Below are 17,968 nucleotides of genomic sequence, written 5' to 3'. Positions count from 1 at the left end.
AGCTCAACAGCCACGCGAACCGCCGTTTCAACTCCGGGAGGCGGGGCCCATGTATTGAGTTCTCAAGCAACGAGCGCTTCCTTCGAGCCCGTTTCACGGGGCCCTCTGGGCGTACTCATGCAGCCCAAAGAAGGGCCGTCGCTTCCCGCTGTCCTAGGACTGCGGCGCGCAGTCATGACTGTGCACCACAGTCCCGGGACTGTCAACAGTCCTGGGACTGTGGTTGACTAGATCGCGTCGAGAGGAGTGCGGCATGGCGCCCAAGTGGCGGGAACTTGCGGACCGGCTGGCCGAACAGATCAGACGTGGTGACTACGGGCCGGGGGCTCAGTTGCCGCAGATCAGAGACCTGGTGGAACAAGGTGAAGGCTCAAAGTCCACGGTCCACGCGGCATACAAGGCGCTGGAGGCGGAGGGACTGGTCACGTCCTCACGCGGGCACGGCACGGTTGTCCGCCACCAGGCACCGCTGAAGCGTCTCGGTATCGCTCGGTACGACAAGGCGAAGTGGCGCGACAGTGACGAAGTCGCGTTCATCGCAGACCGAGTGGCTTCGGGACGGGCGTACAAGAGGGACGAGCAGACCCAGACCGTCAGTCTGGTGCCGGCCCCTGCTGCCGTGGCGGAAGCTCACGGTTTGCCGGAGGGCGCGAGTGTGTACGCGCGAGCCAGGCTGGTCAAGGAGGGCACGCAGCCCACGCACACCCTGACTAGCTACTACCGCCCTGAGCACGTGGAAGGAACGCGCATCGTAGACCCGGCTCCGGGCCCGGCTGGACGGGGCGGCGGCTTCCGCGTCCTCTACGATGCGGGATACGAGATCGACCACATGCAGGAGACGCTTTTCGCGCGCGTCCCCACAAGCGCGGAGATTCAGCTGCTCCAGCTCTCAGCAGGTGAGTGGGTGGTCGAACTGCATCGCACCACCTTCACGGCCGACGGGACGGTAGTGGAGCACGCGATCGGTGTCCATGCGGCCACGCGCTTCGCCTGGACGTACGACTTCGACGTGCCCGACTCGTCAAAGTCGGGGGACAAGCCGAAGTGATCTCAGCACAGGCATGGTCGGACGCTCAACGGCTCTGGGACTTCCAGAAGATGGGCCACGAGGTCCGACCATGCTCCGTGGCCATCGGTCTCGGCAGCCATGACCTGGGCGTAGCGGACGCGACAGCGGACCTCTATCACCGCGGCATGGTCCCGCTCATCGTGTTCACCGGTGGCAATAGCCCCACGACGCGCGAGCGAATGCCCCGCGGAGAAGCCGAGCACTACCGTTCCCGGGCAGTGGAGTTGGGAGTGCCGGCCGAGGCCATCTTGGTCGAGCCTAGGGCCTGCAACACAGGCGAGAACATCCGCTTCGCTCGGGCCCTACTTGAAGACCAACGGGTGGTCGTTCGATCGGCCTTGCTGGTCAGCAAGCCCTACGAGGAACGGCGCGCCTACGCAACCGCTCGGAAGATCTGGCCAGAGGTCGAGTGGCTCAGTGCATCGGCCGATGCGACGTTCGCCACCTACGCCCAGACAATCGGCGACACACGTCTCGTCATCGACATGATGGTCGGCGCTCAGCAGCGCCTAATCATGTACCCGGAGCAGGGTTTCACCGTCCCGCAGCACGTACCGGCCGACGTCCGGCAAGCCTATGAACGGCTCGTGGCGGATGGCTTCACGAGCCGTCTCGTGGCCCAATGATCGCCCTGTCACTGGGCCAACGGCCACGGTCACCCGTTGTCCCGTGTTGACGAATGACGGCGCGCGGCGCGATCACCTTCGCGCCTCCAGGTAGAGCTTCCACCGGTCAGCCGCTTCCTGGCACTGGAAGAGGGACTGCGAGCACTCCTCGCAGTCCCTCATGTGGTTGAGGTAGACCCGATAGGCGGTCTGGGCCCTGCCCTCGGCCGCAATGCCAGACACCACGGCGAGTGGTTTCGGTTCGTCACGCGCGTCCCGCTCGGCCACGTCGACTCCTCGTAGTCGGCTGACCCCCGGACCGGCTCTACGGTCGCGGGGGTTCTCCCTGCTCAGACGGTACCGCTATATAGCGCTCCATGGCGCCCCATGCGGCTATCTGAGGATGCCCGGGGCAGGGTGCCGCCTTACGTTCAGGTCATGAGCGGAGAGTTCCCGCAGTACGTCTACGTACAGGTTGCTGACCAGGTCGAAGCTGAGATCAGGTCCGGCGCGCTGCCGGTTGGGGCCCGCCTCCCGAACGAGCGGGACATGGGCGCGCAGTACGGAGTCGCGCCCGGGACCGCCCGTCGGGCTGTCGCAGAGCTACGCGAGCGCGGCCTGGTCGCCACACTGCCCAACAAGGGCACCTTCGTTCTGGCTACAGAGCCAGGACAGTAGCCCGCCAGCAGAAGCTTGGTGGTCGCTCCGCGCCTGCTCTGCTCGCACTGCCACTGGTGCAAGACTGGAAGAGACTGCTATCAAAGTGGATGCCCTACGGCTCACAGGCGTGTACAAGAACAGGACCAGGGGGCGTTGCTTTGGTGTTCTTGTGCCGACCCATTGGCGGCAATAAGCACACCTCCAGCGAGACTACCGAAGTCAGGTGGTTCCCGCGTGTACGCCCAAATGACCGAGGCGTATTCAATTCGAGCTGTCGACGCGTTGGATGCTGGCCCTACGGCCGTACGGATTCACGACGGTGAGCACCTTCTCACGGGATCCTCGCCTCCAGCGCAGATATGCATCCCGTCGGATTCGAAGCCATGGAGCTTGCCGCACTGGTCGTCTGAGTGGGCGTGAAGCTGGACCGAAGAGCTGGGCTGTCTAAATATAGCGCTGAAAATTGCTTAGCAACGATCCTTCGAACGAATTCATTTCTGATGTTGGCCGCGTGGATGCTAGCGCCGCCAGCAAGTTGTCCAAGGATGTCGGCTGGGCACGGCGTCCGAGAATTTTCATCACAAGCTGAGCTGGAAGGCCGTATTCTTCGAGATCGCCAACGTAGGGAGGCAAGAATAGATTCTGGGCGGACACCGCATACGGTCGATAATCGCACGCGCGATAGCCGTGCTCCCGGAGGATGGGGGATACGATGTTCTGAGTCGCCGTCAGCAGGCGTGGAAATTCGAAACCTGCCCACTGGCGCACGAAATCTAGAACTTGTTCGACAGCGTCGGTTGCATCAGAGCTTCCATACGGGTTTGCAATCTCAGTGTCGATTAGCTCTTTGATGTCTCCCTGTGAGTTGGCGAGAACGTTCATCCTGTATGCAAGTTGTCGGGGCGACGAGACACCTCCGTCGCGACCTTGTATTTTGTGGAGATGCTTCGCAATCACATCACAGGTTGCTTCTAGTTCCTCATAGCGTGGGAATCCCCGCCAAGATAGAAGTGGCCCAAGAGTGCCAATTTGCTGGCGGACATACTTTGCCAGCGAGATCTGATCGTTAGGATCTAGCCCAGTATTTCCTCTCAGAGTATCAAGTGGAACCTCGGTCTGAGTGTTAAATTTCTCCATCCTTCGTCTCGCATCAGTGGTTAGCTCTTCAGTGCTCAATTGAATTAGCAAGCTGTCTGGTACTTCAGGGCCCTGGCTGTAGAGTGGAACATCGACAGTAGGAAGTTCATCGCGCGGGGGATCGCGGAATACGAATACGTTTCCGACGAAATGACGCATCATCCTGCCCGAGCGCCCTTTTATATTCGAGAAAGTGAAATAGTCGAGATTTTTCCTGTTCAGTTTGTGGTCGAAGATTACGACATTCTTCGCCGACGTGTTGACGCCCTCGATTAGAGTCGAGGTACAAACGAGGAAGTCAATCTTTCCCTCATTAAACGCTGAAACTTGATATTGGGCCAATGATCTAGGAATCTTGCCGTGATGGATTCCGATGCCGCGTCGAAGAGCCTTGCTTACGAGCCACTCTTCATGGTAGTTATCCGCGAGCCAATCTGCGGCGGGGCGCAGAGACACGGCGTCATGCCCTAGCCCGGCGTTCATAAGCCCTTCCGTAACCTGGCGGGTGCGGTTGGGCGAGCTGCAGTAAATTAGGGTTGGTCCTTTGAGCTCCGAGCAGAGGGCCGAGAGGGTCTCAATTGCGGTATCGCGATGCAGAGCAGGAAGGATCTTGACGTCGCTGGCTACCGTCGCAAAGTCCGTAGCAATAAAACTCGCCGAGAACACTGCCGGAAGATTCTCTGCGAGCGCCTGGATATTGGGACCTGCAAGGTAGAATGTTGCATCCGTTTGCATCAAGCGTCGGAGTGCCTGATTTAGAAGAATGCCCCGGTCTCGATCACCTCTCCTGATATCCAGCTTGTAGAATTCGTCAATCATAAAGAGTTCGATATTCGGAAGCTCGGGCATGTCGAGTAGGCGTTCTTGCGTCATCACCAGTACATTCCGAGTCCCGGTTGGCTGCCCGGGATGAGTAATTATTTTATAGCGTCCGCGGAATCGAGATAGGCGCCGGCGCGTTTCATCGATGAGGGCGATAGTGGGAAGCACGACCGCGATATTTTCAAATCGCTCGGAGGAAATCAACGCGTCTAGGACCAGGCTCTTCCCGAAACTCGTGGGAGCGCTCAGGATCACATTTTCTCCGGCTAGGAGCTTTCTGTAAACCCGAGCTTGGACTTCATGGAACACGATGTCCTGATCGTAGTCGACAGGCCTGTGTGCTTCGTAAGCGATTAGATCGGGAAGCGATAATTCTTCCGTCGATAGGTACGGAAAGAGTCCAACTGAGCGCAGGAGACTGTTCAGCAAGCCGCTGAATTGGGCGAATGGCTCGGCGTTGTCTAGGACTCGAAGCAGTAGATCCCTAGCTCCGGAAGTGTCCCTACCTGCCGGAAGCAGACTCGCGACGTATTGGAGAACGTCGAACTCACGTCCAGAAGGGGCGCTGCGGATGAGTTCGCGCGCAGTACCTAAAGTCAAGCTGTTGCTTGCTGCCATGCCTTAAGCCTCTCATGGAGGTCTGACAGAAGAGTCCTCTTCTCATGCAGTGGAACGAGAATCAACCGAATTCTAACCCGCTGCGGCAGGCCTGCTCCAGTAAATCTACTCCATCCAGCCCTGATTTCGTCCTCAAATGCAGTTCGGTAAGCCTCTGCTGTAGCGCTCGGAGGAACGTTCAGATCCTTGCTCAACTCAAGTACGCGGTCGGCGACTACTCTACTGTCATATGTGAGAAGGACGGGGATGGTCAGGTTATCGAATATCTCATCCAGGCTGACCTCGTTTGCGATCAGTTGCCTCATTTCCTCGGCGTGAGCCCAGGAACTATCGATTTTTCCTCCGATGGCTGCAAATTCCGAGCGCAGATAGTCGGAGTCCACGTGTGCATGTAACTCGGCCACAACGTCTCGGATGGCGCGGGCCAGATTATCGTAGAATTTGACTTCCCCAAGCCACAATTCGAGCTTTCCGCTCGGGTCGGCTATAACATGGACGGCGTCGAATCCTTTGACTGTGTCGTTGTGGGAATCCTTGAAGAATATCTTACTGATGGCGATTTCAGTGTGAAATACTTCTCTGAGGACCACGTGAAGGAGTAGTTCGCCAAACTCGCCGCGTCGATGGTACCTATCGGTGAGGTAGATATTTTTGACTGCTCGACTAAGCATTTCCACGCCTGTGCCGCTGGTAAAATCCGCAGCTTCACTGGGTGACAGCGCAAATTCGGGGAGACTGTAGAACATTGTCTTGGCCAGTGCGCTGCGTCGCCATTCGCCCAACTCGTATCCAGCGCAGAGTCCCGTCAATGCCGGGCTAATGCCAGCATCGTCAACGAGGACTTCGAGGATGGCGCGCCGGCCGGTCATGAGATCCCGCCACTGAGAGCGTCGCAGACGGCTACCACCAGCACCGACGCCACACGCCAGCGATCAACAGATGAGTGCAAGATTCCCCCTCCTCGCCTCCCGCCCGGCATACATGATGCACCCGTTCTGTCGCTTGTGGGTCGCTCAGGCACAGTTCGACGAGAAAAAGGTGCCTTCAGCTTCATATTCGAAAATATGATCGATTTATCAAGTGTGAGGTACGCGTACTGGGCCTAGCTGTAGAGAGGTAGCCCAGGTTCAGAGCAATTCGCCCCGGGTTTCGGCGACATCAAAGCGGGTGCACCCCTGCTCCCATACGCAGGAGTGTCAGGCTTCTCGGGAGCCGTGTGCGGCACTTGCACGGAGGTTGGCCGACGGCTCACAGCGTCCGCAGATCAGAGGCCGACCGGTCTCAGTTCCGGTCTCGATTGTCCGATGGTCTGCCGTGGTCCGGAGTCGTTCCTCCGCGTCTAGATCGCCGTTTGACCTGTGACGAAGGATGTTCATGGACCGTCGCGGACCAAGATCGGACAACTCATAATGCGTAGATCCCGACGACGAGACCGCCGTAGAGGCACGCGTCCCCATTCAGGTGTCACCCTGCCGAGTGCAGTGTCTGGCCCTCTGATCAGCGAAAAGACAGAGTTGGCCGATGAACTTGCGGTAGTGGTCCAGCGTGTTGTAGTCCTTGCTGGGCGGGCCGTCGATCCACTGCTGCCAAAGGCCGTCCGGAGCGAGGAACTGCTCTGCCTGATGCGTGCCGAGCTTGGCGTCGAGCAACCAGAGCCTGCCGAGGGCGGCTGGCTGGTCGTAGTAAAGGTCGGGGAGGCGCAGGTAGCGGTCGAGGTAGGCGGCCAGGAAGGTGGCGTCGGCGGATGTGCGGAAGGTGGCGAGGGCGACGCAGTAGGCCGCCCCGGCGCCGGGCCATTGCCTGGCGAAGAGGAGTTCGCCGAGGGTTCGCGGAACTCGATTCTGCGGGCGACGGCTATGAGCCAGTCGGCGGTATTGCACTCACGCCATCCACCTTCGGGCAGGGTGCCCAGGTCGTGCGGGGTAATTTCGCCGGCAGCCTCGCCCAGGTCTCGTGTGAACTGCGCGCGCTCGGGTTCGGCCAGCCGCAGGGCGTTTCCGCCGAGCTTGAGGTAGCGCCGGTCGGGTCTGACGTAGCGGTGGACCAGTGTGAGCAGTTCGGGATCCTCGTTGGCGAAGCGCATGACGGCATCCTGTCCGGAGCAGCGGTGCCCAGCCAGTCCTTTGTGAGGTCGTCCGGATCATTCGATGGGCTTGCCGTAACGTTCACTGGGAGGGATGGGACGGGGGTGCGCGGTTGCTGGTCCGTCTTCACGTTCTCAGCGGCGGCCTGACGGCAATCCCCGACAGCAACGTCGGCGCACTTCACCTGACGAGGATGACCGTTGGTGCTCTGTGCCGGTCAGGTGGGAGAGGTCCGTGCCCGACGTTCCCCAAGTGAGCGTTGCCTGCTGACTCACCTAAGAGCTTGATCATTCTCCCGGCGTTCCCCAAACGGGCCAAATAGGCACAAAGTGGCTGGTCGGGAGGGGCGAAGCCGATTCACTGTAAAGGCGTCGTGCATCGGCGAGATCCCAGACCCGAGGTTCAGGGTGGAAAGTGGTAGCCCAAACCCGTCGCAGGCCGCTGAGTTGTCCCATGTACCTACCGCCCTGGGATGTCAGTGTTCAGGTCTACGCTGCCCCGCGTGGATGATCTCCTGAGCAAGGTCCTTGCGCGGCAGTCGTCTTGGGCGGCGAGTAACACGGAAGAGATGCGGGAACGCGGCGTCGTCATCCGGCAGCAGTTGCCCGAGCTCTTGCGTGCGTACGGGGATGGGTTGTCGGTAGCGCTGGGCGTTTTGGTGGACGACTTGGGCGTCGAGGGGCGAGACGGTACGGGTCTCAAGTCGGAGATTCCGTGGGTCCGAGTCTTCGGACGGGAGCAGTCGCCCAGTTCGACCACTGGGTGGTACGTGGTCTATCTGTTCAGTGCCTCCGGTCGCCGGGTCTACCTGTCGTTGAACCAGGGGACGACCATCTGGACAGGAGGGGTGTTCAAACCGCGCAGAGTCGAGGATCTCCGGGCTCGTGTCGACTGGGCCCGGCCTCTGCTGATGGGGGCTACGGCCAGGCGCTCGGACCTGCACGAGACCATAGAGCTAGACGCTCGGACACCCCTGGGGCGCGGCTACGGTCCTGGCAACGTGTTGGCCATCTCCTACGAGCGGGATCGACTGCCGGGGCAGGAAATCCTGTTGGAGGATCTGCGCTTCATGGCTGGGCTTCTCGGCATCTTGTATGCCGCTGAGCGTCTGGCCCCGTACATCCCGGGGGATCCGACTCCGGAGGTCTTGGAGGCGGAGCAGAGCGCGGCGAAGACCGCCGGCCGTCGTACCCGCGGCGGCGCGCGGTCGCCCAGGGCGGGCCAGGGCTTCCTGTTGACGTCGAGCGAGCGCAAGGCCATCGAGCGTCAGAGCGTCCGCCTGGCCACCGAGTACTTCAAGGCCGAGGGTTGGACGGTCAAGGACGTTGGCGACAAGGAGTCCTTCGACCTCCTGCTCAGGAGAGAAGGGGGACGGCTGCACGTTGAGGTCAAAGGGACCACCTCGGCTGGGCTGGAGGTGATCCTTACCCGCAACGAGGTGGAGAAGCAGCGTAAGTACTACCCCGACAACGCGTTGGTTGTCGTGCACTCGATCGAGTTGGACCGAACAGGGGCGGAGCCAATGGCGTCCGGGGGCGTCTTGCACTGCACCTCTCCTTGGGCCGTCGAGGACGAAGACCTCACGGTGATCTCTTACGCCTATCGAACCCAGGTCGGCGGAGGGTCAGCCAGTCAAACCGAAGAGGCACCATCGCCAGTTGTCGTCCCTCCACAACGGCAGGTGGGCCAGCTTCCACGCGCGTGACGGCCGTGGCGTGGTACAGACTGGAGCGGGACCCCCGGACCTCAATTCCGGGGGTCCCGCTTCAGCGGCTGAGGTCAGCGGGTCGAGCTGTTGCCGTCAGTTCTGCCGCATTCTGGCGGCCAGCTTTTCTGCGGCTCCTTCCCAGGCGTCTCGGCCGGTCATGGCCTTCTCCTTGGCCTCCAGGTTGCCCTCGTCGTCGTACTTGGCTGGCTCGACGAGGGTGCCGTGGAAGGTGTTCCCCGCGCGGGTGAAGTCGATGGCCGCGGCCGCCTTCATCGCCTGCGCGATGCTCACGTTGGTGCCATGTGTGACCTCGCGCACCGCTGCGGCCAGCGCGTACAAGACGTTGGCACTGGTCAGCCACGTGGCTTCGCGCAGCTTGACCATCCCGCTGGGGATCGCCAGAGCGGTTGCCACCTCGGGCAGAGCGCCGAACCCGGCCCAAAAATCGACCATCCTCTGAAGCGCGTCGTCATGTCCGGCGGTAGCGATCTCGACCGCGACGGCCTCGTCCCAGGCCCGGGACGAACGGGGGCCGGTCCCGACCAGGAGCGTGCCCGTGGCGTACCGGAGCGTCTTGAAGCCCGTGAGCTTTGGCGAAAGCTTGCCGGGCGAGTCGGTGAGGAACTCGATCCGTTTACCCCCCTCGAACAGCGACACCCGTCCGCCCTTGAGCACCTCCTCCAGCAGCATCATGTTGATCGCCTGTCGGCGGTCCATGGACTGTGCGATAGACGCGTTGAGCGGCTTGGCGTTCTGCTGCAGGTCAGTGAAGTCCTGCGCCCGACGTGCCTGGTCGTCGTCTAGCACTACGATCACGGGCTGGCCGTTGGCTTGCAGCCGGTGGAGCACGTCGTCGCCATGCCGGTGGGCCTCGATGACGTCGCCGTAGGCGGAGGTGCGGTGACCGCCGTCGCCCACCTTGGCCTTCGCACCCGGCCGCACGTAGAGCGTGCCCATGCTGATCGGAGCCTCGGGGTCGTCCGCCATGAACTCGGCGTCGTCGAGGCTGTAGTACACAAGGACCGAGTTGAGGACGTAGTCGTCGGTCTCTTCGATGTACTTGGCAATGGCCTGGCGGTGGTTCTTGTCCTCCTTGCGGTTGGTCCCAGTTCCCTGCAGCGGGTCCCAGTTCTCGCGGTCGCCGACGGTCCCGACGTAGGTGACCGGGCTCATCACGGTGGTCACCATCTGCCGGCTACCCATCTTGTAGCCGATAGCCGGGTACGCGACGCGCCCGTACGGGATTTTCGGTCGGGATGGCACGACAGCGGGGCCGCTGGGCTCCGTGGTCTCTTCCACGTTGGCTTCCTTCGCTCGCGGACGTTCAGTACGTCCGACCGAGAGGAAGCTACGCGATAATTGTCACGTAGGCAAAACAGAATGCAACGTACAGTTGGATTCTACGCGATATCGAGCACGTAATACGTAATCGAACTGACGTATGGCGCAGCCGGGGAGCGGACGCTTCGGGACGCGGCACCAGGGGTCGCGCGGGCCGCATCGGATGGACTTGAGCCCACAGGAGAGGGTGTGTGCGGGGAGAGGCTGGCGCCACCCAGGCGGAACGCTCGAACGCTCATAGGCGCCGTTGGAAAGCGCGTGGGGTGGGACCCCACGGGCTATGCACGGGCCACATCGCGCGATCATGAGCAACGGTCCGGGCCAGGCAGGTCAACGTATGCATGTTTCTCGGGGGCGGTCCTCGTGAAAACCGCTGTGGTGCTCCTTGCGCGTCGCAGGTGGGCGAGCGCCGCCGCCCCCGATCAGCCCCATATGAGAAGACCAGCACGGCGGGCTGCCATACGCGACCTCAACGGAGGAGCGGGCAACGCGATGGGGCGCCTCTCGCGGGAGCGTCCGCAGGGAGCTCCGGGCCCTCCTCGTCAGGGAGAGGACGACATCGCAAGAGGATGAAGCTTCGTTGTCCGTGCCTCGCGGTACGCTGCATCGTCTCCGGCGAGCGGCAGTCAGAGCGGGCAACCAGGCTCGCGGAGTTCGGAGCATTGTCGCCCCGTTAAGACACATCTGGAGACTTGAGTGCAGCCCACCAAAATCGTGGACCTCTTCGCCGGCCCCGGCGGGCTCGACGTGGCAGCGGAGAAGCTTGGTGTCTCCACGGTGGGCGTCGAATGGGACGCGGCCGCATGTACTACCCGCCGTGCCGCGGGGCTTGAGACAGCCGAGGGTGACGTCCGTCTATATGGACCCTCCGACTTCCCCGAGGCGGACGTCTTGGCTGGCGGGCCGCCGTGCCAGACTTTCACCGTCGCGGGAACAGGCGTCGGCCGCAGGGCCCTCGACGAAGTTCTGACGTTTGTTGAACGGCTCGTGGCCCGGGACGATCGCGAGGAGATCGAGAAGGACCTTGCCAAGCTGGACGACGAGCGGACGGGGCTCGTCCTGCAACCCCTCATGTGGGCGCTCGACGCCATCGACAAACTCGACCGCCCTTACCGGGCGATCGTCCTTGAGCAGGTGCCCGCTGTACTTCCGGTCTGGAAGGCATATGCGAAGGCACTGGTCGAGGAGGGCTACCAGGTCGACTGCGGCATCTTGCACACTGAAGCATTTGGGGTCCCCCAAACCCGTCGGCGGGCTGTCCTGATCGCCCGATACGGCAAGGACCCGGTGACCCTCCCATCAGCGACACACCGCATCTACCGCAAGGGCGTCGGGCAAGACTCCGGGGACACGAACCTGTTGCCGTGGCGGACAATGGCAGACGTGATCAGCCGACCGACCGCCTTCGAGGTCATCTCCAACTACGGCACCGGTGGCGACCCGAAAGCTCGCGGTCGCAGGCGGTCCGATGAGCCGTCCGCCACAGTCACGGGGAAGATCTCCCGTAACCGGGTAGTCGGCCCGGACGGCTCCGAACTCGACCGCTTCTCCTTCTCGGAAGCAGGCCGCCTTCAGACCTTCCCGACCAACTACCCTTGGTCCGGACGTGACGTCGGTCAGCAGATCGGCAACGCCGTGCCTCCTAGACTGGCTATGCATGTCCTGAGCACTGCATTCGGCTGGGACAGCCCGAGTGATGACAAGCTGCAAGGTCTTAATACGTGGACGGTTCGCCAGCCGGTCGAGGATGCCTCTCCCGTTGAGTGCTGATTGCTGACCGCGGTCCCCCGTGGCGGGGTTCGTAGAACCGGGCTCGATGCCTGCTGCCAGACTTCAGTGCGTGACGATACAAGAGGGTCTGCCGTTCCCGGAGGACGCCGCTCAGGCTGGCTTGCAGGAGTCGCGAGCGTTGGCGGCGAAGTACTCGCGCCGCAACACGTTCCGCACCTGGGATCCGCCGGGCGAGCCCATGGGCAGGGTGCCGCGCGAGTGGCGGATCCAGCCTGGTCTTCAGCAGCGTGTACCCGATGACCTTGCCCCATTCGTGGAGTGGTTCTACGACCGGCCGGAGGCGCGAGAGCGCTTCCGGTGGGCGCTCCGTGACTCCCTCGACGAATTGCTCGATGGTCCACGGACGGGGCGCTGGGCGTACCAGCAACTGACAAAGACGGAGAAGACGCATCTCGGCACAACCGTCGAGGTGAACCTCACCAAAGAGTTCGACATCGACAACGGCGCTGACCTCGACTGGTCCATAGCTGGCCTCGACATCGACTGCAAGTTTTCCAAAGATCTCGGAGGCTGGGAGATCCCGATGGAGATGTATCTGTGCGCTGACCACGGCGAGCGTAGTGGCCGGGCCAACCATGTGGCAGTCCTGACCTGGATGAACGATGACACGTGCCAGTGGGCCGTGGGCATAGTGCGTATCACCGATGAGCGCCTGCGATGGAGGCAGGAGCGGGATGCAGACGGCAACCGCGTACGTGCCTACAACCGAGACAACAAACGCAAGCTCGACTACGGCGCCAAGTCTGAGGTGCACTGGCTCTGGGGCGGGCTCCAGACAGATTTGCCGACGAACCTGCTGCGCCACCTGGAACCCGAAACACGCGAGCGGATTCTCACTGCATCAACGCGGGGCCGAGCATCGGGACAGCAGCGGGTGAATCAGCTGTTTCGCGAGGTTCCGGACCGGCTCATTGGCAGACAGACCGTGCTGACCGTCGGCCAGCAGGACGACTCGCCGAAGCGAGCCCGCGACGCAAGGAAGAAGCTGCGTCCGGAGGGCATCGTCGTGCTGGGTCACCAAGGATCACACCCACACGTCGCCCGCGCTCTCGAACTGCCGGTACCGATCAAGGGCGAGTGGATCTCCACCCGCCTTGTTCCCGTCTCATCCGACGATGCGCGACCGAAGTTCTCGGTGGACGGCCAGTTCTGGGCGCGCGTTCGTGAGAGTGAGCTGGATGGTGAACCCCACCCGGCGCCCGACTTGCCTGATGACCGAGAGATCGATGGATTGTGACCGACTTCGCCCGGGTGCGCTGAGCCGGGCTATGGCGCGCCCGGTGAGAGCGCGGCGTCCTCCCCCAGGTGTTCCCCGGGGAATGAGGCACACAGAACTTCGCAGCTCATAGGCGGTTAAAGGAGCCCACTGTAAATCCGTCGGCTTAGCCTACCGTGGTTCGAATCCACGTGCCGCCACACCTCTTGAGGGGCCTGTGACCAGCTAATACGCTGGCCGCGGGCCCCTCAGTGGTTTCCGGGGTGCGCGGGGGCCGAAGCGTGGGGCATGTCTGAGGGACGGGGGCGCCGTGTGAGCAGGAGGCGGTACGTCGCGCGTGGAGTGCCCGGTGGCTATCGCATCTGGGACACCAAGGTGGGCCGTTGGTGGGGTGACCTCTACGAGCTGTGCCCGGACGACCTGCTGGCAGAGCTCAACGGCGGGGCCGACCCTGCCAGGATCACCGCCCTCATGAAGCGCTACCGGGCACTGAAGCGGTAGCCGGCGTGATCGGCCGGGTGCCCCCACCGCTCCGGAGCGGCCTCGATCCGCGCATGATCACCGCGCTGACGATGGTGCCGTAGGCGAGGACCGAGATGCCGAATCCAGGCCCTTTTCGCTGACCTCAGCGTGGTTGTGAGGGGACGACGCCCGGCCGTCGGAGGAGATTGTCCGCTCATCGGCGAGGTCATCGACCACGGTTCGGTCGTGCTGGGTACTGATGGCTGCGGGATGAACTGGCATCTGGTCGTCACGGGGCCGCACCGCGGTCACCTATGGCTCGTCACCGGCGAGGGAGCTACCCCGTTCGGTGCGGAGTTCGGGCACACCACGGCCGAGTCGGGCTTCGCTGGTTGGGTTCGCCACTGGGCGGCGGGCGGTCCCGCGGACGGTGAGGCCATCGGCCCGGCCGCGTTCGATGGCCGCCAACGCCTCGGATGTGCCGAGCTCGGTGGGTGGACGTCCTGCCGAACGGCCGTCGTCGCGAGATATGTTCGCCTCGCCGAGTTCGGTGAACATCGGGCGGGGGTGGCGGCGGACATTCGCCGTGGCGGTCGCCATCCGATCGCGGACCCGTCCGGTCAGCGGAGGCGGCCGGGTCCGGACGCAGCGTCCAGCGGGACCGTAGAGCGACCGGCGCGACTTCTGCATCGAACCGGCGAGCCCCCGATCCACCCACCGACAGATCGCGATCCACAACTGCCCTACTGGTGTGGTCTCGGTGTCGAGGTGGTGCCGGCCGGCTGCGATCATCTTCGGGTGCGGGAACTCGATGAGTTGGTCCAGGTCGACGATCCGGCCTGGCCGGAGCTTCAGGACGTGTTCGCCGCGGGTGCTGTGCCCGTGCGGGTGTTGGCTCCCGACCCGGACGAAGGGCGCCGGTGCCTGCTCCAGATGCAGGTCACCGCCCGGTCGACTCTCGGCGCGCTGGCGTGGAACTGCGGCGGGCTGGTGCTGGACGACGGGTGGCTGCGGGTCTTCGGCGGGGGGTCGCAAGAAGGCCAGGGGCTGCCGAGCATCGGCCAGGTCAACGGGTTCCCCGCGGTGTTCGATCCTGCCTGGTACCCGGCCGCCGGCCTGGTCGTCGGTCACGACGTTCTGGGCGGGGTCTTCGTGCTGAACGGTCAGGACTGCGCTGCCGCGGGCCGGCCCGGTGCTCCGGGCCGGATGATCTACTTCGCGCCCGACACTCTTGCGTGGGAAGCGATGGACATGGGCCACTCGGCCTGGGTGGCCTGGCTTCTGTCCGGACGTCTGGAGACGTTCTACGACGGGCTGCGGTGGCCCGACTGGCGCCGGGAGACCGCTGCCTTGGACCCCTCGCAGGGGATATCCGTCCATCCGTTCCTCTGGTCGGAGGAAGCACACGCCGATCTCGCCGCGACGAGCCGACGGGCGGTACCGATGCGTGAAGTCCTCGGTGTGGCCGCCGATTTCGCACGGCAGGCGGGGCCCGTTGATCCGGGCTTCCTCGGCGAGGTATGAGACACGTCAGGGAGTCCCGCGCGCATTGCGGCCGCGCCGTGGGCTGCAGGTACCGCCGCCCGGGCAACTCCCGGGCGGTTGCCGGCAGGTTGGGCAAGCTGGTGGGGTGCCGATGCCGGTGCCACACTCGCCCATGTGGACGCGACCGAGTCCGAGCGACGGTTCGAGGCGGCGCGATCGGCCGCCCGCCGACGGATGTTCGTCACCGCCCCTGTCTGGGGACCGGTGTTCATCGTGGTCGGGGTCAGGGATCTGCTGCGCCTCGTGCCGGGGACAGGTCGGCCGATTGACGGGGGATCCGCCCCGCGTCAAGGTCACGTCGTGGGGTTCGGACTCTTCGTGACGGTCGGACTGTCCGCGATCTTCACGGCGATGCTCGTGTCCTGGCTGGCCTTCGACCTCCCCCCGGAGGGCCCGGCACGCGTTCCGGTGGCACTGGTGGCCGCCAGCCTGGTGAGTTCCCTCCTGTTCTTCCCCGTAGTGGTGATCTCGGCATCCCTGGACATGGGCGTTGTCGAGCGCAGGGCCCGGCGGGCATCCGAGTAGGCCGCCGGGTCGCGCGCGGTGGGCGAAGGGCCGCGGCCACCGCGTCACGACTCACGCCCGTTCCCGACCCCGTCGCGTCGAGCGGCATGACGAAGGCCCCGGGCCAGTGGCCCGGGAGCGCCGCCCGACGCGGGCCGCCCGGGATCAAGTGGCGTTGATGCTCACGATGTTGATCAGGCCGTGCGCTCCGGACGAGTAGTTGCGGCCCACGAACACGGACCAAGGCACCCTGTACGTCGCGTCCGTGACGGTCGTCGTGAGGCCGGAGACCTCGGGGATCGACACGGTGATCTGGGTGGCCGTGACGACCACGCGGAGCGTGTAGACCGTGTTCGCGGCAAGGGTCGCCCCGGTCGCGGTGTCCGCGAGTTGGGTGGACGTGTCCGCGGCTTTGTCGTCGCGGTAGATCCGCAGGCTGCTGTTGTTGCTGACCTGGCAGGTGTAGCCGTTGTGCAGGATCGAGCTGCTGCTGAGCACGGTCGCGTCGTCGTCGGCACCGAGGTGGACGTCGAGGAGCGACCAGCCGGTGCTGCCGGCCGTGGGGACGCTGAACGCGACCTCGACGGTGGTGGTGGGCCACGCGGGTGACACCTCGCCGGCGAGCAGCACGACAGCCTGCGAGGCGGCCGCGCCGGCCGGGGGCGGCAGCGGGATGCGGCCGGAGGAGTCGAGGACGGGCCGGGCGGCGGCGCTCGGGACGTAGCCGTACCCCCACAGCCCGGTGGAGAACGAACTGGTCGTACGGCGCGCGACCCGGCCGGAGACGTAGCCGGGGTAGTCGGTGATGATCCCCCGGCATCCCAGGGACAGCGCGCGGTCGCGCTGCTTGCGCCGGGTCAGGGTGTGGGCCCAGACGCCGAGCGGGTAGCTCTCGGCGACCGCGGCGGCTATCTGCCCGTCCGTGCCCGCGATGTCGAGGTCGAGCAGATCGGCGCCGGTCGCCTTGATGGCGGCCGGGTCGTCGGTGGCCATCTGCGCCGCGCTGCGCCACAGGTGCGCGAGGCAGCCCGCATCCTTGATGGCCGGGATCACCGCAGGATCGTTCGTGTTGATCAGCACCGACCGGTCGAGGCCGCGGGCCAGGATCATCGCGGCCAGCGGCGCGACCCCGTCGCTGGTCTTGGCCTCCACGGTCATCACGCGCCGGCCGCCGAGCTCGTCGAGGACCTGCTCGACGGTGTGCAGGGGCAGGTCCGGCGCTGCGGCGGCGAACCAGTTCGACGGGTCGGACCTCAGCAGACCCCACTGAGCGGTGTTGAACAGGCCGACGCTGCCGGACGACCTGGTGGTGCGGTCGACCGTCGCGTCGTGCATGAGGACCGGAGCGCCGTCGCCGGCGACCTGCGAGTCGAGGTCGAGGACATCGGCGACGGGGAACGAGCCGAGCAGCGCGGCGAGGGTGTTCTCCGGGCTCTCGCCGGCACCGCCCCGGTGCGCGTCGATGACGGTGGCGGGCAGCGTGTCGACGGTCACCGGGCTGCCGCCGAAGGGGTAGAGCGTCATGGTGCTGCCTTCCGGTCGGTCGAGGGCATGGCCGAAGTCCGGGCCGTCCACGGCGAAACGGCCCGCGGCGGCCCGGCGGGACGGCCTTTCTGGCGGCCGTCCTGGGAGAACCCCACGAGGCTACCGGGGCACGAAGGTCCGGCTGATCACACCGCCCAACTCCAGGCGCAGGACGGTCCGTTCGATCAGGAGGCGTGCGCTCGTCCCGCCCGGGGGGAGTGGGGGAGCGGACCCTGCCGTGGTCCATGCGTTCAGGGAGATGATCGGCCTGCCGGGGCGGTACTGCCGTTTCCGTCTCCCGCGGGTGGATCATGGAGGAGGCAGATCCGTCCGAGGGGCCGTCGGTGGCGTGCACCGGTGCGGCCGGTGCGGCTTCGCGCGAGTGGAAGGTAGGCAGCATGCCTCTGAGTGGTGAGTACGAGCCGAGTTCGGAGCAGTGGGTGCGCGACCAGGTCGCGTTGTACGAGAGCTCCGGGGGCAAGGAGGGTACGACCCTGCGGGGGGTGCCCGTGGTGATCCTCACGAGTCTTGGGGCCAAGAGCGGCAAGCTCCGCAAGAACGGTCTCATGCGGGTGGAACACGAGGGAACCTACGCCGTGGTGGCCTCCCAGGGCGGCGCGCCGAAGCACCCCACCTGGTACCACAACCTGGTCGCGAACCCGCTGGTCGAGCTCCAGGACGGCCCCGTGCGCCAGGACATGACGGCCCGTGAGGCCGCCGGCGAGGAGCGGGAGTCGTGGTGGGCTCGCGCGGTCGAGGTCTGGCCGGACTACGCGGAGTACCAGACGAAGACGGACCGGGTCATCCCCGTCTTCATCCTTGAGCCGGTCGCCGGCAACGGCTGACGCCGGGAGGGCGGCGCGGGCGCCGCGCGTCGGAAAC

General features: G+C 64.4%; 15 protein-coding genes and 1 pseudogene. 10 read left to right on the top strand and 6 right to left on the bottom strand.

All coding sequences use genetic code 11. The features are described 5' to 3' along the window. Positions 1–253: 253 nt before the first annotated feature. Together C4U44_RS18685 and C4U44_RS18680 are read left to right on the top strand one after the other, a co-directional pair. Entirely contained in the window at positions 254–1,048 is a 795-nt protein-coding gene (locus C4U44_RS18685) for a GntR family transcriptional regulator (RefSeq protein ID WP_103886966.1), read from the top strand. Then, a complete protein-coding gene (locus C4U44_RS18680; RefSeq protein WP_103886965.1) occupies positions 1,045–1,695 on the top strand; it encodes a YdcF family protein in 651 nt (216 codons plus the stop codon). Before C4U44_RS18685 ends, C4U44_RS18680 begins: the two co-directional genes overlap by 4 nt. A 72-nt stretch (positions 1,696–1,767) precedes the next feature. Here the strand turns inward: C4U44_RS18680 and C4U44_RS41555 are convergent, their stop codons facing one another. Next, the gene (locus C4U44_RS41555; protein ID WP_160145058.1) at positions 1,768–1,917 is read right to left on the bottom strand and encodes a hypothetical protein; all 150 of its coding nucleotides are present in this window, start codon (positions 1,915–1,917) and stop codon (positions 1,768–1,770) included. Positions 1,918–2,112: 195 nt separating this feature from the next. Here C4U44_RS41555 and C4U44_RS18670 point away from each other — a divergent pair, with 195 nt between their 5' ends. Further along, on the top strand, positions 2,113–2,352 hold the full coding sequence (locus C4U44_RS18670) for a GntR family transcriptional regulator (protein WP_103887108.1): 240 nt from the start codon (positions 2,113–2,115) through the stop codon (positions 2,350–2,352). Between the two features lie 426 nt (positions 2,353–2,778). Here the strand turns inward: C4U44_RS18670 and C4U44_RS18665 are convergent, their stop codons facing one another. The 3 genes and pseudogenes from C4U44_RS18665 to C4U44_RS18655 form a co-directional block, all read right to left on the bottom strand. Next, a complete protein-coding gene (locus C4U44_RS18665) occupies positions 2,779–4,911 on the bottom strand; it encodes a DEAD/DEAH box helicase (RefSeq protein ID WP_103886963.1) in 2,133 nt (710 codons plus the stop codon). Further along, the gene (locus C4U44_RS18660) at positions 4,890–5,780 is read right to left on the bottom strand and encodes a HamA C-terminal domain-containing protein (RefSeq protein WP_103886962.1); all 891 of its coding nucleotides are present in this window, start codon (positions 5,778–5,780) and stop codon (positions 4,890–4,892) included. The genes C4U44_RS18665 and C4U44_RS18660 overlap by 22 nt, the downstream gene beginning before the upstream one ends. Before the next feature lie 588 nt (positions 5,781–6,368). Then, positions 6,369–6,994 (bottom strand): annotated as a pseudogene (locus C4U44_RS18655) (DUF6000 family protein). Positions 6,995–7,497: 503 nt separating this feature from the next. Between C4U44_RS18655 and C4U44_RS18650 the strand changes: the two are divergent. Continuing rightward, complete coding sequence (locus C4U44_RS18650; protein WP_235032171.1) at positions 7,498–8,700, top strand: MrcB family domain-containing protein; 1,203 nt, start codon at positions 7,498–7,500, stop codon at positions 8,698–8,700. Positions 8,701–8,796: 96 nt separating this feature from the next. On the opposite strand, the gene C4U44_RS18645 is transcribed toward C4U44_RS18650, so the two are convergent. Further along, on the bottom strand, positions 8,797–10,002 hold the full coding sequence (locus C4U44_RS18645) for a DNA sulfur modification protein DndB (RefSeq protein WP_103886960.1): 1,206 nt from the start codon (positions 10,000–10,002) through the stop codon (positions 8,797–8,799). A 738-nt stretch (positions 10,003–10,740) separates the two neighbouring features. On the opposite strand from C4U44_RS18645, the gene C4U44_RS18640 reads away from it, so the two are divergent. From C4U44_RS18640 to C4U44_RS18620, 5 genes are all read left to right on the top strand, one after another. Next, positions 10,741–11,814: a DNA cytosine methyltransferase gene (locus tag C4U44_RS18640; protein ID WP_103886959.1), complete on the top strand. Its 1,074-nt coding sequence runs from the start codon at positions 10,741–10,743 to the stop codon at positions 11,812–11,814. Positions 11,815–11,884: 70 nt separating this feature from the next. Further along, positions 11,885–13,072: a NaeI family type II restriction endonuclease gene (locus C4U44_RS18635; RefSeq protein ID WP_235032170.1), complete on the top strand. Its 1,188-nt coding sequence runs from the start codon at positions 11,885–11,887 to the stop codon at positions 13,070–13,072. Between the two features lie 291 nt (positions 13,073–13,363). Continuing rightward, a complete protein-coding gene (locus C4U44_RS18630; RefSeq protein ID WP_200823306.1) occupies positions 13,364–13,552 on the top strand; it encodes a hypothetical protein in 189 nt (62 codons plus the stop codon). 207 nt (positions 13,553–13,759) lie between these two features. Continuing rightward, a complete protein-coding gene (locus C4U44_RS18625; protein ID WP_407642862.1) occupies positions 13,760–15,037 on the top strand; it encodes a DUF2625 domain-containing protein in 1,278 nt (425 codons plus the stop codon). Positions 15,038–15,172: 135 nt separating this feature from the next. Then, positions 15,173–15,583: a hypothetical protein gene (locus tag C4U44_RS18620; protein ID WP_103886956.1), complete on the top strand. Its 411-nt coding sequence runs from the start codon at positions 15,173–15,175 to the stop codon at positions 15,581–15,583. Positions 15,584–15,727: 144 nt separating this feature from the next. Here C4U44_RS18620 and C4U44_RS41950 read toward each other — a convergent pair whose 3' ends face one another. Next, on the bottom strand, positions 15,728–17,086 hold the full coding sequence (locus C4U44_RS41950) for a glycerophosphodiester phosphodiesterase (RefSeq protein WP_200823305.1): 1,359 nt from the start codon (positions 17,084–17,086) through the stop codon (positions 15,728–15,730). A gap of 398 nt (positions 17,087–17,484) precedes the next feature. Between C4U44_RS41950 and C4U44_RS18610 the strand changes: the two genes are divergently transcribed. Further along, the gene (locus tag C4U44_RS18610; protein WP_103886955.1) at positions 17,485–17,931 is read left to right on the top strand and encodes a nitroreductase family deazaflavin-dependent oxidoreductase; all 447 of its coding nucleotides are present in this window, start codon (positions 17,485–17,487) and stop codon (positions 17,929–17,931) included. Positions 17,932–17,968 lie beyond the last annotated feature (37 nt).

The sequence above is a fragment of the Actinacidiphila yanglinensis genome (genome assembly GCF_900107965.1).
GTDB classification, from domain to species: domain Bacteria; phylum Actinomycetota; class Actinomycetes; order Streptomycetales; family Streptomycetaceae; genus Actinacidiphila; species Actinacidiphila yanglinensis.
This window is presented reverse-complemented; position numbering and strand designations above follow the sequence as displayed.